This window comes from Hyphomonas sp., from assembly GCF_022844445.1.
Lineage (GTDB): Bacteria > Pseudomonadota > Alphaproteobacteria > Caulobacterales > Hyphomonadaceae > Hyphomonas.
The window spans coordinates 145,134-159,288 of the sequence record NZ_JALHLS010000004.1 but is presented as its reverse complement, the minus strand read 5'-3'; the positions used below and the strand labels follow the sequence as shown (position 1 = coordinate 159,288).

Here is a 14,155-nt window from a genome sequence, read left to right as displayed (position 1 = left end):
AACAGGCGGTTAGGGGCTGTCTTTTCCCTTGCTAACGAGTTGCGCTTGGCGCGTCGATGCTTAGTTTCCGCTGACAACGGAGTTTCCACACATGAAGATCACATTCGCAGAAAGCGCCAAGGCGGACATCGCGGCCTTTGTTATTGATGAGGACGGTCGGCTGCCGGCGGGCGCTGCAGCGCTCGACAAGGCCAGCGGCGGCCTGCTGACCGAAGCCATGGAAGGCGGCCGCTTCGACGGCAAGACCGCCCAGCTGGCCACGGTCGTGCTGCCCAAGGGCCTCGACGCGCGCCGGGCCGTTCTGGTCGGCGGCGGCAAGCCGAAGAAGCGCGATGCGCGGGCGCTCGAGAATATCGGTGCGCACTTCTTCAAGGCGGTCGGCTCCAGCGGCTTCAAGACGGCTGCAATCTCGGCTGAGGACCCCGAATCAGCGGCTCGGATCGCCGTGGGCGCCAAACTGGCTGCCTATCGTTTTGATACCTATTTCACGAAACTGAAGCCGGACCAGAAGCCAAGCCTCTCGGGACTCACCGTTATTTCGTCCGACCCGAAGGCCGCCAAGGCAGCCTACGGGCCGCTCGATGCAGCCACGGACGGCACCTATCTCGCACGCGACCTGGTCAACCTGCCACCCAATGACCTGTATCCGGAATCCTTTGCGGCGAAGGTCAAGGAACTGAGCCCCCTCGGCCTCGAGGTGGAAGTCCTCGGCGAAAAGCAGATGGCCAAGCTCGGCATGGGCGCGCTGCTCGGCGTCGGCCAGGGATCGGTGAAGGAAAGCCAGCTTGGCATCATCCGCTGGAACGGCGGCAAGCCGGGCGAAGATCCGGTCATCCTCGTCGGCAAGGGCGTCTGCTTCGATACCGGCGGCATCTCGCTGAAGCCCGGCCCGAACATGGAGAACATGCGCGGCGACATGGGCGGCGCAGCCGCTGTGACCGGCACGATGCGCGCGCTCGCCCAGCGCAAGGCGAAAGTGAACGTCGTCGGTCTGATCGGCCTCGTCGAAAACATGCCGGACGGCAACGCCATCCGCCCCGGCGACATTCTTCACTCCGCCTCCGGCCAGACGATCGAAGTGCAGAATACTGACGCTGAAGGCCGCCTCGTACTCTGCGACGTGCTCTGGTACGCGCAGGAACACTTCAAGCCGAAGGCTATCGTTGACCTTGCGACCCTCACGGGCGCGATCATCATCTCTCTCGGCCACCACCACGCTGGCATGTTCACCGACTCTGACGAACTTGCAGCCGAGCTGACGAAGGCCGGTCTCGCCGAAGGTGAGCGCGTGTGGCGCCTGCCGCTCGGCGCCGAGTATGACGTGCAGATCAAGTCGAAGTTCGCTGACATGCGTAACATAGGCGGACCGGCTGCCGGCTCGATCACAGCGGCGCAATTCCTGAAGCGCTTCGTCAAGGACGGCGTGAAATGGGCTCACCTCGACATCGCGGGCGTCGCCTGGGTTGAAGGCGAGAAAGCCCCGACCGATCCGAGCTGGGCCTCGGGTTACGGTCCGCGCCTGCTCAGCCGCTGGATCGCGGATAACTATGAGTGAGGCCATCCGGCCGGAATGGTGGTTCTACCACCTCTCGCGCACGGCGCTTGAGGTGGCGGCGCCGCCGCTGATGCAGAAATGTCTGGAGGCGGGATGGCGCGTACTCGCCGTCTCGCCGGATATGGAGCGGCTGGCGACGCTCGACGCCGCGCTGTGGACCTTTGACGACGCCTCCTTCCTGCCGCACGGCCAGGCCGAAGCGCCCGGCCTTGATGCCGCGCGCCAGCCGGTGCTGCTCTCGGCGAAGCTAAAGAATGCCAACAATGCGGACGCGCTGGTGCTGATGGACGGCACCGATGCGCCGGTGGAGGCGCCGTTCCGCCGTTGCATGGTGATTTTCGAGGACGGCGACAAGGACAGCCGCGCGCGGGCGCGCGAGCAGTTCAAGGCGGCGAAGGAGTCCGGGCTGGTGACGCGCTATTTTCAGCAAACGTCAGCAGGCGGATGGAAAGAGGCGGGGGTTTAGGGGCTTCGGCTCTGTGTGGCCCATCCTTCGGCTTCGCGCCGGAGGAGTTGGCTTCTTGGCTATCGCGGGATATTTAAGCGATTTGGCTCATCCTGAGCGAAGCCTGAGGATGAGCCAAACGAGCTGAGCTTGAGGAGGTCGTCAAACCTTCTTCACGAACTCCGACTTCAGCCCCATTGCGCCGATGCCGTCGATCTTGCAGTCGATGTCGTGATCGCCGTCCACGAGGCGGATGCCCTTGACCTTGGTGCCGCGCTTAACGACAAGAGACGAGCCCTTCACCTTCAGGTCCTTGATCACCGTGACGGAGTCACCATCCGTGAGCGGATTGCCCACGGAATCCCTGATCACCTTCGCGCCTGCTGGCGCCGCTTCTGTCCATTCATGCCCGCACTCGGGGCAGATCAGCATGGCGCCGTCTTCATAGGTCAGAACGGATTCGCATTCGGGGCAGGCGGGAAGGTCTTTCATGCCTTGGGTCTTAGCACCAACTGCGAGCAGCGAAAGAGCGCGAGGCGCTTGCCTTTGTCGCTGGTGAGTTCGCAGTCCCAGACCTGCGTGGAGCCGCCAATGTGGATGGGCGTGGCGACGGCGAAGACGCGGCCTTCGAGCGCGGTGGCAAAGAAGTTCGATTTCAGCTCGATCGTGGTGAAGCCGGTGGCGCCGTCGCGGATGTTGGCGACCGTAGCGTAGCCGCAGAGGGAGTCCGCCAGCGTGACGAGGCTGCCCGCATGGAGGAAGCCGTTGGGCGCGTGATGGTGCTGGCGGATGTCGAAATAGGCTTCGAACCGGTCACGGTCAGTGCGGGTGACGACCATGCCGATATGGTCCGGCAGCTTGCCCCGGGCGCGCTGGTTGTAGGCCTCCGGCGTAATCATCTCGTCGGGTAGCGTGTAGCTCATGGCAGACTCCGTTCTTTTTCGGAACCTAATGCGGCCCGCGCCTGTGTTCAAGCGGCGGCGCGTTCGGCGTCGCGGCGGTAGTTGCGGGTGGCCATGAGCAGGCAGGCGATGCTGGCGGCGTTGAAGACGAGGATGAGCTCCAGCGCCCGGGCGAGGGGTTGAGCAGCGCCCTGCGCGGCGAAGTGGTCCGAGAGGAGGCCGGCTATCAGCGGGCCGCAGCCGATGCCCACGAGCGTGAGGCAGAACAGCATGAATGCGGAGGCAAATGACCGCATACGGATCTTCACCAGCTCCTGCGAGGCGGTGTAGGCGACGCTGGCATAGATCAGGCCGATGAAGCTTGGCACGATATTCCAGGCATAGGCTATCTCCGCCGTGGGCGCGCGCAGGAACATCCAGGCGAAGGGCAGGGCGAGGCCGGCGCAGAGCGCGATGATCAGCGGGCGCCAGCGCAGGTCGCGCTTCGACATCACGTCGCAGACGCGGCCAAGGACGACAGCGCCGACGCTGCCGACGCCGCCGATCAGGAGGCCGAGCGGCAGCGAGACCTGGCCGGGCGTGAGGCCATAGCTGCGTTGCAGGTGGCTGGAGGTGAAGACGAGGAAGGCATTGGCCGAGATGCAGATCAGCAGGCAGCCGGCGAGGAGCCAGAGATAGGAGGATTGGCCGCTGATGAATTTCAGCGTCTCGCCGATGGAGGGGGCGGCGCCGTCATCCTTGCGCTGGTCAGCCAGGCCGCGCACGGGCTCTGGAATGGCGAAGCGGACGATCAGGGCAAGGATCAATCCCGGCACGCCGGCGACGAAGAAGGCGACGCGCCAGCCATAAAGTTCGTAGACGTAGCCGCCGAGGGCAAAGCCCGCCATGATGCCGAGGCCGATGCCGCTGGTGTAGATTCCGAGCGCCATGGCGCGCTCCTGCGGAGGGTAAAGGTCGGCGATCATCGAGGTGGCAGGCGGCGTCCCGCCGGCCTCGCCGATGCCGACGCCCATGCGGGCGAGGAGCAGGTGCCAGAAGTTCTGTGCGAGGCCCGACAGCGCGGTCATCGCGGACCAGATGCCGAGGGCGAGCGAGATGATGTTGCGCCGGTTGCCGCGGTCTGCCCACATCGCCACGGGGATGCCGATGGTGGCATAGAAGGCGGCGAAGACGAGACCGGTGAGCCAGCCGACGTGTGCGTCCGTCAGGTTGAACTCGGCCTTGATCGGCTCCAGCAGGATCACGAGGATCTGCCGGTCCACATGGTTGAATGTATATGTCAGTGTCAGGACAGCCAGGACCCAGGCGCGGCCGGAGATTTTCGGGGCGGCCAGCGGTAGCGGGGAGGATGTCATGCCTTGCTCTCCAGGTGCGCGAGGAAACCGGAAATGGCGTAGACGGCTTCGGGCTCATCGAGGATCGGCGCATGTCCGACGCCTGGAACAGTTGCGAGACGCGCATCCGGATGGCGGCGGACCATTTCCTGCGCGGTGCTGTCGGACAGCAGGTCCGAGGCCGCGCCGCGCACGACGAGCAGCGGTGCCTTCTTCAGGCCGCCGAACAGGCGCCAGAGCACGAAATTCGTCAGCGCGCCCGGTTTCACCTTGCCGAGCGAGCGGGCGATGTTCGGATCGTAGTCGAGCACGACTTCGCCGCCCGGGAGTTCCTTGTAGGTGCGCCGGGCAAAGTCCATCCAGCGCTCATCCGGCATGTCCGGGAAGGCGGCCTCCTGGATGGCTTTCACCGCTTCGGCTGCGCTCGCCCAGTCCGTGACCGGGCGCACCTTGCCGGCATATGCCGCGATGCGGGCGATGCCGGTTTTCTCGACCACGGGGCCGACATCGTTGAGCACGACGCCGGCAATGCGCTTCGGCATGCGGCGCGTCATCAACAGCGAGATGAGCCCGCCCATCGAGGTGCCGATCAGGGCGACGCGCTCGACACCGAGCTTGTCGAGCAGCAGGCCCATGTCCTTCGCGTAGATAGCAGGATTGTAGTTCTTGTGTTCGGGGTCGTGCGCCGAGCGGCCGCGCCCGCGCACGTCCACCGCGATGAAGCGGTAGCGCGCGGGCAGGGCGGCGATCATCGGCTCGAAGTCCTTGTGATTGCGCGTCAGGCCGTGAATACAGAGCACTGACAGCGGCGCGCCCGCAGGCCCATAGGATTTCGCGTAGAGCGCCAGGCCGTCAGCAGACGTCCAGGCGATATCTTCCCCGGCTGGTGTCATGGACTGCGCTGCCTCCTGTTTCAACATCTGTTGAAATGTAAGCCGGAAAGCGCTGGATGCGCAAGCGGCTGGAAAGGATTGCGCTGCCGGCGGCTTTGACTCCGGAGGCCGGACCGGTCCATAATCACGGTTCGCCCCATGCTGAGGATACGCCGCTGAGCGCTCGCAAGAAATCTCCGCCGCTGAAGACCGACCGCCGCACCGCGATTCTAGATGCGGCCGAGGTAGAGTTCAGCGCGCATGGCTTTGACGGCGTAACGCTGCGCACCATCGCCAAGCGGGCCGAGGTCGATGTCGCGCTCCCGCACTACTATTTCGGCTCGAAGGAAAACCTGTTTGTTGCGGTGTTCGACCGGCGCGCAAAAGTGCTGAACGACCTGCGCGAGACGGCCCTGATCGATGCCATCGCCGCGGCAAGGCCTGAGGCGCCGACCGTGGAGGCGATCATCCGCGCCTATGTGGAGCCGCTATTCAAGGGACCGCACCTGAAGGAGCCGGGCTGGAACAGCTATTATGCGCTTGTGGCGTATGTGAACAACACGCCGGGCTGGGGTGGCCGTCTGATGACGGAGCATTTTGACCCGCTGATCCGCAAGTTTCTCGACGCGCTACGTCTTGCATTGCCCGGCATGAATGAGCGCGACTTGTTCTGGGGTTACCACTGTTTCTCTGGCGCTTTGACGCTCGGTCTTGCCCAGACGGGACGTATCGACACGCTGTCGAACGGGCTGGTACACTCGAATGATCTGGCCGACGCCTGCGAGCATATGGTGCCCTTCATCACCGGCGGCTTCGAGGCGGCCCGCCGCGCGGCGCCGGCGGCCAAAGCGCGGCCTACCCGCGTAAAGAGCTCCGCGCACTGACATTATTCACAAGAAAAAGGGCGGCGCCGTGAGGCACCGCCCAGGTGAGGCTCCCGGCTGACCCGCCGCTTGCGCGGCGGGCGTTTGGGAGGAAACGCGCCGGGGCCTTCGTTTCCCTAGAAGTTGTAATCTACCCCGAACGAGATTGTGCGCGGGTCGCCGTAGAAGCCCGTCAGGATGCCTTCCCGGCCCAGGGCCGCCCCGCCGACAGCGTTCAGGAAGTTGTAGCCGGAGACACGGTAGCGTTCATCGGTGAGGTTCTTGCCGGAGAGCGAGAAACCCCAGGCGCTGCCATTTTCCTTCCAGCGCAGGCTCAGGTCGACCAGTGTGTAGGCCTCCTGATCGATTGCGCTGGGGATCTCGAACTGGCTCGAGTCGCCGCGATAGGATGTGAGCTGATTGATCGTCAGGCGGCCTTCTTTCATCAGGATGTTGAACGGCGTGTCATAGGAGAGACGCAGGCTGCCGGTCCATTCCGGCGTGTTCTGCACCACGCGCTGTTCGGCGAGATCAGTCGGCACACCGCCAATGATGGTGATGAACTCGTCATACTCGGCGTTGATGTAACCGATGCTGGTGCTGGCCGTGAACGCGTCGGAGTCGTTGAAGATCTCCTCGCCCAGTAGCGCCGTACCCTCATACTCCACACCCCAGAGCGTGGCCGCGCCTGCGTTGGTGGTTACCCCTGCGAAGGTTTCGAAGATGCCGTCGCCATTGGCGTCCACGCCGACAGAGCCGGGGATCTGCACGTCCTTATAATCCATGTAGAAGACGGCAAGGCTCGATTGCAGGCGCCGGTCGAACATGTTCGACTTCCACCCGATCTCGTAGCTGTCGACTTCTTCCGGCTCGAACAGCATGAAGGCTTTCACCTCGTCCGGCGTCACCGAACCGCTCTGATCGAAGTCCGGCGCCAGCGTCGACTGGCCGCGCGGGTCGAAGGAGCCACCCTTGAAGCCCTGTGCATAGGTTGCATAGAGTGTGTGGTCGTCCACCGGTTTCCAGGTCAGCGAGGCACGCGGGCTGAAGTCGTCAAACTTTTCCGAGCCGTTGAAGTTGGAGGTGGTGGCAATCGGCACACCATTGCCGCCGAAGAATTCCGAGAAGCCGCCGACATAGTTGCGGCGGATTACGGTCGAGGTGCGCTCGTCTTCGGTGTAACGGCCGCCTAGGGCGACCGAGAGATTATCGGTTAGGTCGTAGGTGAAGTCGGCGAAGAGCGACCAGGTTTCCGTGCCCACTTCTCCGAAGGTCTGCGCGTTGAAGCCGGTGAACGCGGTGGTGCTGTTGATGATATTCAGCAGCTGGCCGGTGGTGAACAGGCCGACGTCGAACACCGTGTCGGAGTTCGCATCCAGATAGTAGGCGCCGACAATACCGTTCAGTCGCTCGCCCGAATACGCGATCTGGAATTCGTTCGACAGCTGATCATTGGTGTAGATCGCGGGCACGTCCACATCGGCTTCCGGCAATGAGTCGAAATCGATGGGCGAAGTGCCTTCATCTTCGCGGTAGGCGAGGATGTTCTTCAGCGTGACTTGGTCATTGACCGTGTACTCGGCGACGATCGAGCCACCTTTCACTTCGACTTCCTGCTTCACGGTATCGAGGCCGGCGCGCGTGTCGAACTCGTTGTCCAGCACCGGATAGGTGAAGGGCGGCGCGAGGTCGGGAATGAGACGGTGGCCCTGGCGCGCGTTCGACTCGTCGTTCATATAGTCACCTGCAACGCGGATCTGGAACGCGTCGGTGACATCCCATTCGGCCGAGAGGCGGTAGGCGGCCACGTCCTTGTTGTAGTTTTCTTCGCCGTTGATGATGTTTTCGCCGAAACCGTCGCGCGTGAAGAACGCGAGGCCGCCGCCCACGCGGAGCGTCTCGGTGATCGGCAGCGAGCCGGACGCAACAATGTCAGCCTGGGCATACGAGCCATAGGCGCCGCGTGCCTTGAAGGTCGGCTCATCCGCGAGGCCTTTGGTGACGTATTTCACGGCGCCGCCGATCGTGTTGCGGCCGTACAGCGTGCCTTGCGGGCCGCGCAGGACCTCGATGCGCTCGACATCATAGACCTCGAGCACGGCGCCTTGCGGGCGGTTCAGGTAGACATCGTCGATATAGATGCCCACGCCGGATTCGAAGCCCGAGACCGGGTCCTGCTGGCCGACGCCGCGGATGAAAGCGGAGAGCGTGTTATTGGTGCCGCGCGAGACTTCGAGCGTCACGTTCGGCGAGAGTTTGGCGACTTCATCGAGTGTCTGGACGCCGAGTTGAGCGAGCACATCGCCCTGGAAGGCAGACACCGAAAGCGGCACGTCCAGGAGGTTTTCCTCGCGGCGCTGGGCGGTCACGACCACCGGGCCGAAACGGCGCTCTTCCGAGACCTCGGGTGCCGTTGCGGCATCTTCCTGCGCATAGGCCGCTACCGGCGTCAGCGCGGTTGCGGCGAGTGCAGCCAGCATAAGTCTGTTCATTGTCGATGCCATCTTGTCCTCCCGGAAGCTCAGGCGTGAGCGTGTCGTTTCTCAACATGTGTTGAAATTTTTCAACAGGCGTTGAAAATGCACAGGTCGCGCAGGCTGTCAATCGCAAGCGGGGGTGGGATAAGGTTAACGGCCGAGGCACGTGACTTTCCGGCGACAGGCGGGCCGCCTCACGCCTGTTGCCGCGGCGCAGCAGGGCCGCTATAGGCCGCGCAAATCCACAACTCACAGATTCAGGAAGCCCCCCAATGGCCGTGCAGCGCACCTTCTCCATCATCAAGCCGGACGCCACCGAGCGCAACCTCACCGGCGCCATCAACGCCGTCATCGAGAAGGCCGGCCTGCGGATTATCGGCCAGCGTCGCATCCAGATGACCCGCGCCCAGGCCGAGCGTTTCTACGGCGTTCACCGCGAGCGCCCCTTCTTCGGTGAACTGGTCGACTTTATGATCTCGGGCCCGGTGGTCGTTCAGGTCCTCGAAGGTGCAGACGCGATCGCAAAATACCGCGATGTGATGGGCGCCACTAACCCGGCCCAGGCGGCTGACGGCACCATCCGAAAACTCTTCGCCAAGTCGATCGGCGAAAACTCCGTGCACGGCTCGGACTCGGCTGAGAATGCCGCGATCGAGATCGCGCAGTTCTTCTCGGAAGCCGACATCGCCGGCTGAGCCCGCGGTTCAGAAAAAGAGGCCGGCGAGGGATGCCTCGCCGGCTTTTTCTTTGCCGTGCGGCGATGGCGGTTCAGATTCGTGCCTAATCTGCCCCGACCTTCACCACCCGGCGCCCGGAATTCTCGCCCCGGAAAAGTCCGCAGAAGGCTTCCGGCATCGAAGCGATGCCCTCGAAGCGTTCTTCCTGGATTTTTAATTGTCCGCCCGCGATCATCTTCGCCATTGTGCCAAGCGCTTCCGGGAAGCCGCGCGCGAAGTCGAACACGACGAGCCCCTGCATGTTGACGCGATGGGTGATGAAAGGCTTCGTGTTTACGATGCCCGGCGTTTGCTCCGGGGTCAGATTGTAATCGGCGACCTGGCCCGAGATGCATATGCGTCCGTTCAGTGCCATCAGGGGCAATACGCGATTGACCATGGCATTGCCGACATTGTCGAAGAGCACGTCGACCCCTTTGGGAAACTCGGCCGCGATGGCGGCGGTGAGGTCATCAGTTTCCTTGTAATTTATGGCCACATCGAAGCCCGCTTCGCTCCGCAGCCAGTCGCACTTCGCTTTCGAACCGGCGACGCCGACGACCTTGGAGGCGCCCCACGCTTTCGCCAACTGGCCGGCGGTCGCGCCCACCGGACCGGCCGCGGATGTAACCAGCACCGCGTCGCCTTGCTTGAAGCGCGCGACATCCTTGGTGCCGAACCAGGCCGTGAGGCCCGGTACGCCGAGCACGCCGATCCAGGCCGACAGCGGCACGCCCGGCACGTCCATTACCTTGCCGATGAAGCCCTTGCCGGATTGCAGAGAATGGGTTTTCCAGCCGCCCGCGCAGAACACTTTGGTACCGACCGGCCAGTCGGGATTGTTGCTGGCGTCGATCACGCCGACGCTGAACCCGTCAATCGGCTTGCCGAGGGGCAGGGCGGCTGCGTAGCTGTCTCCGCCGGAGAGGCGCGAGCGCGTGCCGGGATCTACCGAGCACCAGACATGCCGTACACGAAATTGTCCGTCTTTCGGCTCCGGAAGCGGCAGCGTCTCCAACTGGAAATCGCCCGGTTGCGGCGCACCGTTGCAATACTGTTTCAGAACGATCTGTTGCACGTGTCCGGTGTCCTTTTGTTTTGGTTGTCGTGGGTTGTCTGGTCAGGTGCGTCTCAAGGTGTTCCGCCGCGCTTCGTCGTGAACAGGCCGGCCCCTCCGGATGCTTGGCATATCGGCCCCATACATCGGGGCAGACCGGGACGATCCGGAAGCCGTTGGAGCGCGTATCGTCCAGCATCATGTCGAGCAGCGCCTGCGTAACGCCGCGGCCGGCCACCGGTTCCGGCACGCCGGCAGGGTCGGCTCTGATCACGCCGGGGCCCTTGTGTGAGCCGGTGATCTCGCCTTCCGCGTCGAAGCCCGCAAGGCGGGCCGTCTAGGCGTGTGATGACGATATCGCTCATGAGTCTGCCCTGACTTTGCAGCGCACCTTACCCCTTCGTCCGCCGCTGTCCACGACGGCGCAGCGCCTAGGTCTGAAGGATCTTCGCGCAGGCGATCTTCAAAGCCTCGGGGTAGAGCTTGTGCTCGGTGGGCAGCGTGCGCGCGGCGAGCGTGTCAGCGGTGTCCCCAGGAAGGATCGGCACACGCGCCTGCGCGATGATCTCGCCTTCGTCGACACCGGATGTCACCCAGTGGACTGTGCAACCGGCTTCATTGTCGCCCGCATCAATGGCGCGCTGCTGGGTGTCGAGGCCCTTGTATTTCGGCAGGAGGGACGGGTGGATGTTGATCATCCGGCCTTCCCAGCGCGTCACGAACCAGGGCGTCAAAACGCGCATGAAGCCGGCCAGCGCGATGATCTCGGCGCCGGACCGGCGCAGTTCGTCGTCAAGTTCCTTTTCGAAAGCAACGCGGTCCTTGCCATAGGCGCGGTGGTCGATGGCCACAGTCGGCACGTCGGCGGCTTCGGCAATCTTCAGTCCGGCCGCGTCCGGCCTGTTGGAGGCTACCAGAACCGCAACGGCAGGATAGTCCGGATCAGCGGCAATCGCCTTCAGCAGGGCTTCCATGTTCGAGCCGCGGCCCGAGATCAGGATCGCAAGCTTCAGGCGCCTCATGCCGGGGAGAGCTCGCCCACTACGCGCGGATCTTCGCCGGCTGATTTCAGGTCCGCGATCACGCTGGCTGCCTCAGCTGGGCTGACGGCCAACACCATGCCGATCCCCATGTTGAACGTGCGGTGCATCTCGTCGGTATCAACGCTGCCGGCCTCCTGCAGCCACTGGAACACCGGCGAGGGCGTCCAGCTGGTGCGGTCGATCCTCGGCACCAGGCTGTCCGGGCACATGCGCGGTGTATTCTCGGTGAGGCCGCCGCCGGTAATATGGGCGAGGCCCTTCACGCGGCCGGAGCGGATCAGCGGCAGCACGAGCGGTGCATAAAGGCGCGTCGGCGTCAGCAGCGCTTCGCCCAGCGTCTGCGCATCGGAGAAGGGTGAGGGGCCGCCATAAAACAGGCCCTCCCGGGCGACAATGCGACGGACCAGCGAATAGCCGTTGGAATGTGGTCCGGAGGAGGCAATACCGATCAGCACATCGCCGGCTTTCATCTCGCCCACGCGCGGCAGCACTTTGTCGCGGTCCACCGCGCCAACAACGAACCCTGCCAGATCGTAATGTCCCGGCGGGTACATGCCGGGCATTTCGGCTGTCTCGCCGCCCACCAGTGCGCAGCCCGACAGGCGACAGCCCTCCGCGATGCCCGCGATAACCGCTTCGGCGATCCCACTCTCCAGTTTGCCCGTGGCGAAATAGTCGAGGAAAAACAGGGGCTCTGCGCCCTGGGCGAGCACATCGTTGGCGCACATGGCCACAAGGTCGATGCCCACCGTGCTGTGGATGCCGGTCTCGAAGGCGAGCATCAGCTTCGTGCCGACACCGTCCGTGCCCGAAACCAGTACCGGATCGTTGTAGCCGGCGGCCTTCAGGTCGAACAGCGCGCCGAACCCGCCGAGCCCGCCCATTACGCCGGCGCGGGATGTCGCCTTCGCCATCGGTGAAATGGCATCAACCAGCCGTTCGCCTGCCTCAATATCGACACCGGCGTCGCGGTACGACAGGGGCGGTTTGGATGTCATGTTCATCGGATCTGGCCCCGCTGCTTGCCCGAACCGGCGCGTTAGCATGAGGTGGGGACAAGTTCCAGTGAAGCTTCGGAAGTGAAGCTCGCGGTTTCCGGTTCAGAATGCGCCTGTTAGAAGAGCCTCAGCTAAGGAGTTCGCCTTCCATGATTCGACTGGTTCTGGCCGCCATGCTCATGTCTCTCATCGGGACCGGGTACGTCTATGCCGACACGAAAGACGTCTACACGATCCGCAACATTTCCGTGGATGAGACGGCGCCCAGCGTCATTGAGGCGCGCGAGAAGGCGATGGCCGCAGCGCGCGCCTCGGCCGCGCGCCAGCTGATCAACAAGATCACCCTCGCGTCTGACCGCAACGCGGCCGGCGGCGTACCGGTCGACGGATCTCTTGCCTCCCGCTTCACGGCGGCCGTGGACGTCGAGGAAGAAACCGCCGGCGCCGGCCGGTATCGCGGCAAGCTGGCCGTCGTGTTGAACCCGCAGACTGTGCGGGCCCATCTTGATTCGCTAAAAGTGCCCTACATGGACCAGCAGGCGCCGCTCGCACTGATGGTGCCCGTCGCCGGTTCCGGCCTCCAGGCTGCCTGGTCCGAGGCTTTCGGCGAGCGCAACCGCGGCGCTCTCGTGCCCTCAGTCACCGCAACGTCGTCCGGCTACACCGCTTTCAGCTCATGGTCCGACATTTCACCGGAAGCCACACCCAAGAATGCCAAGCGGGGCATCATCGCCGAACTGCAAGGCCGCGATGGCGCCTGGCGCGTCGTCGTGTCGACCGTCACCGCTACCGGCAATGAGCCGGTCGGCGCCACGCCGCCGGCCCCGACCCTGCAAGCCGCTGTCGATGCCGTCACCAACCTGCTCGACGAATCCTGGAAACAGTCCTCGATCATCCGTGACAGCAACCGCACAAAAGTTACCGCCTCGGTCCTCTTCACCTCGCTGGTCGAGTGGAACACGCTGCGCGGCGCGCTGGCCCGTTCGCCGCTGGTCTCGGATTTCCGTACCACCGCCGTCGCGCGGGAAGGCGCGCTTGTGACTTTCTCCTATGCCGGCGACGAGAACCGCCTGCGTAACGATCTCGTCCAGCGCGGCGTGACACTCGCCCGCGAAAACAACGAACTCACCCTTCGCTCGGCGGTTTCGACGTCGGTCCAGTGAGCTCAGGTGACGCCGAACAGGACGGGTCACCGCAGCAGCCGATGTTCGGCTTCCCGGCGCCGGTGGCGCAGTGGGACGACCTGCTGCGCGGCGTCCACAATGCTGCAGCCTTGCGCATTGTCGGCCATCCAGAAGGCTGGGCGACGCCTGTGCTTTGCGTCACCGGCCCGGCAAAGTGCGGTCTCAGCTTCCTTGCCGAAGCCTGGGCGAACCGCTTCGGCGGCGTCTCGCTGACCGCAGCGGAGCTGGCGAAGGCTGGCCGGCGGGGCCTCGACGCCCTGGCGGGCCGCCACGTCGCCGTCGACGATGCCGACATCGCCGCCGGAAAGCATGATGAAGCGCTGCTTTCGTTGATAAACCTCGTTGCCGGCGGGGGGGGGCGCCTGTTGTTGACGGCGCACCGGCCTGCCTCGCAGTGGCGCACCGGATCAGCGGACCTCAAGTCCCGCCTCAACGCACTCCCCGTCGGGGAGATCGGCCAGCCGGATGACGCCGTGGTCCGCGCCCGGCTCGAGATCGCCGCCGCCCGCCATTTTCTGCGACTGGGGCCTGAGACGCTCAACTATCTGGTGCCCCGGCTTGAACTTGCCTATGACGCCGTTGAGAACTTCATGGACAGGCTCAGCGAGGCCGTCAGCGACAACGACCGGGCGCCCAGCTTGCCGCTGGCCCGCCGGGTTCTGGAGCAGATGGGCGAGGCGGCCGACGAGGACGAGGCGGAAGGGTGAGG

The 14,155-nt window shown here is 64.2% G+C and carries 14 protein-coding genes and 1 pseudogene; 6 read left to right on the top strand and 9 right to left on the bottom strand.

The window, feature by feature from the left end:
• The first annotated feature begins 91 nt into the window (after nt 1–91).
• Both Q0C17_RS06595 and Q0C17_RS06590 read left to right on the top strand, forming a co-directional pair.
• On the top strand, nt 92–1,555 hold the full coding sequence (locus Q0C17_RS06595) for a leucyl aminopeptidase (protein WP_291203187.1): 1,464 nt from the start codon (nt 92–94) through the stop codon (nt 1,553–1,555).
• Nucleotides 1,548–2,021 (top strand): DNA polymerase III subunit chi, encoded by a 474-nt coding sequence (locus Q0C17_RS06590; RefSeq protein ID WP_291203182.1) that lies wholly within the window; start codon nt 1,548–1,550, stop codon nt 2,019–2,021. The genes Q0C17_RS06595 and Q0C17_RS06590 overlap by 8 nt, the downstream gene beginning before the upstream one ends.
• A gap of 141 nt (nt 2,022–2,162) precedes the next feature.
• Here the strand turns inward: Q0C17_RS06590 and Q0C17_RS06585 are convergent, their stop codons facing one another.
• Genes Q0C17_RS06585 through Q0C17_RS06570 form a run of 4 tightly spaced genes read right to left on the bottom strand, consistent with a single transcriptional unit; the run spans nt 2,163 to nt 5,129 of the window.
• Nucleotides 2,163–2,492, bottom strand: a complete 330-nt coding sequence (locus Q0C17_RS06585) for a zinc ribbon domain-containing protein YjdM (RefSeq protein ID WP_291203179.1) — start codon at nt 2,490–2,492, stop codon at nt 2,163–2,165.
• Nucleotides 2,489–2,923: a PaaI family thioesterase gene (locus Q0C17_RS06580; RefSeq protein ID WP_291203176.1), complete on the bottom strand. Its 435-nt coding sequence runs from the start codon at nt 2,921–2,923 to the stop codon at nt 2,489–2,491. Before Q0C17_RS06580 ends, Q0C17_RS06585 begins: the two co-directional genes overlap by 4 nt.
• A gap of 47 nt (nt 2,924–2,970) precedes the next feature.
• Nucleotides 2,971–4,257 carry an MFS transporter gene (locus tag Q0C17_RS06575; protein ID WP_291203173.1) on the bottom strand — a complete coding sequence of 429 codons (1,287 nt, stop codon included), beginning with the start codon at nt 4,255–4,257 and terminating at the stop codon, nt 2,971–2,973.
• Nucleotides 4,254–5,129: an alpha/beta hydrolase gene (locus tag Q0C17_RS06570; protein WP_291203170.1), complete on the bottom strand. Its 876-nt coding sequence runs from the start codon at nt 5,127–5,129 to the stop codon at nt 4,254–4,256. The genes Q0C17_RS06575 and Q0C17_RS06570 overlap by 4 nt, the downstream gene beginning before the upstream one ends.
• 56 nt (nt 5,130–5,185) lie before the next feature.
• On the opposite strand from Q0C17_RS06570, the gene Q0C17_RS06565 reads away from it, so the two are divergent.
• The gene (locus Q0C17_RS06565; protein WP_291203167.1) at nt 5,186–5,992 is read left to right on the top strand and encodes a TetR/AcrR family transcriptional regulator; all 807 of its coding nucleotides are present in this window, start codon (nt 5,186–5,188) and stop codon (nt 5,990–5,992) included.
• Between the two features lie 116 nt (nt 5,993–6,108).
• On the opposite strand, the gene Q0C17_RS06560 is transcribed toward Q0C17_RS06565, so the two are convergent.
• Nucleotides 6,109–8,475, bottom strand: a complete 2,367-nt coding sequence (locus Q0C17_RS06560; RefSeq protein ID WP_291203164.1) for a TonB-dependent receptor — start codon at nt 8,473–8,475, stop codon at nt 6,109–6,111.
• Nucleotides 8,476–8,720: 245 nt separating this feature from the next.
• Here Q0C17_RS06560 and ndk point away from each other — a divergent pair, with 245 nt between their 5' ends.
• On the top strand, nt 8,721–9,143 hold the full coding sequence (gene ndk / locus Q0C17_RS06555; protein ID WP_291203160.1) for a nucleoside-diphosphate kinase: 423 nt from the start codon (nt 8,721–8,723) through the stop codon (nt 9,141–9,143).
• Between the two features lie 85 nt (nt 9,144–9,228).
• Here the strand turns inward: ndk and Q0C17_RS06550 are convergent, their stop codons facing one another.
• The 4 genes and pseudogenes from Q0C17_RS06550 to purM all read right to left on the bottom strand — a co-directional run bounded on the left by Q0C17_RS06550 (nt 9,229) and on the right by purM (nt 12,262).
• The gene (locus Q0C17_RS06550; protein ID WP_291203157.1) at nt 9,229–10,242 is read right to left on the bottom strand and encodes an NADP-dependent oxidoreductase; all 1,014 of its coding nucleotides are present in this window, start codon (nt 10,240–10,242) and stop codon (nt 9,229–9,231) included.
• A 154-nt stretch (nt 10,243–10,396) separates the two neighbouring features.
• Nucleotides 10,397–10,471, bottom strand: a pseudogene (locus tag Q0C17_RS18160) (hypothetical protein); the annotation flags it as partial.
• A 181-nt stretch (nt 10,472–10,652) separates the two neighbouring features.
• Nucleotides 10,653–11,243 carry a phosphoribosylglycinamide formyltransferase gene (gene purN, locus Q0C17_RS06545; protein WP_291203154.1) on the bottom strand — a complete coding sequence of 197 codons (591 nt, stop codon included), beginning with the start codon at nt 11,241–11,243 and terminating at the stop codon, nt 10,653–10,655.
• Nucleotides 11,240–12,262, bottom strand: a complete 1,023-nt coding sequence (gene purM, locus Q0C17_RS06540) for a phosphoribosylformylglycinamidine cyclo-ligase (protein WP_291203150.1) — start codon at nt 12,260–12,262, stop codon at nt 11,240–11,242. The genes purN and purM overlap by 4 nt, the downstream gene beginning before the upstream one ends.
• Before the next feature lie 149 nt (nt 12,263–12,411).
• Here purM and Q0C17_RS06535 point away from each other — a divergent pair, with 149 nt between their 5' ends.
• Nucleotides 12,412–13,425: a hypothetical protein gene (locus Q0C17_RS06535; protein ID WP_291203147.1), complete on the top strand. Its 1,014-nt coding sequence runs from the start codon at nt 12,412–12,414 to the stop codon at nt 13,423–13,425.
• Nucleotides 13,422–14,153 carry a chromosomal replication initiator DnaA gene (locus Q0C17_RS06530; protein WP_291203144.1) on the top strand — a complete coding sequence of 244 codons (732 nt, stop codon included), beginning with the start codon at nt 13,422–13,424 and terminating at the stop codon, nt 14,151–14,153. Before Q0C17_RS06535 ends, Q0C17_RS06530 begins: the two co-directional genes overlap by 4 nt.
• Nucleotides 14,154–14,155: the final 2 nt, after the last annotated feature.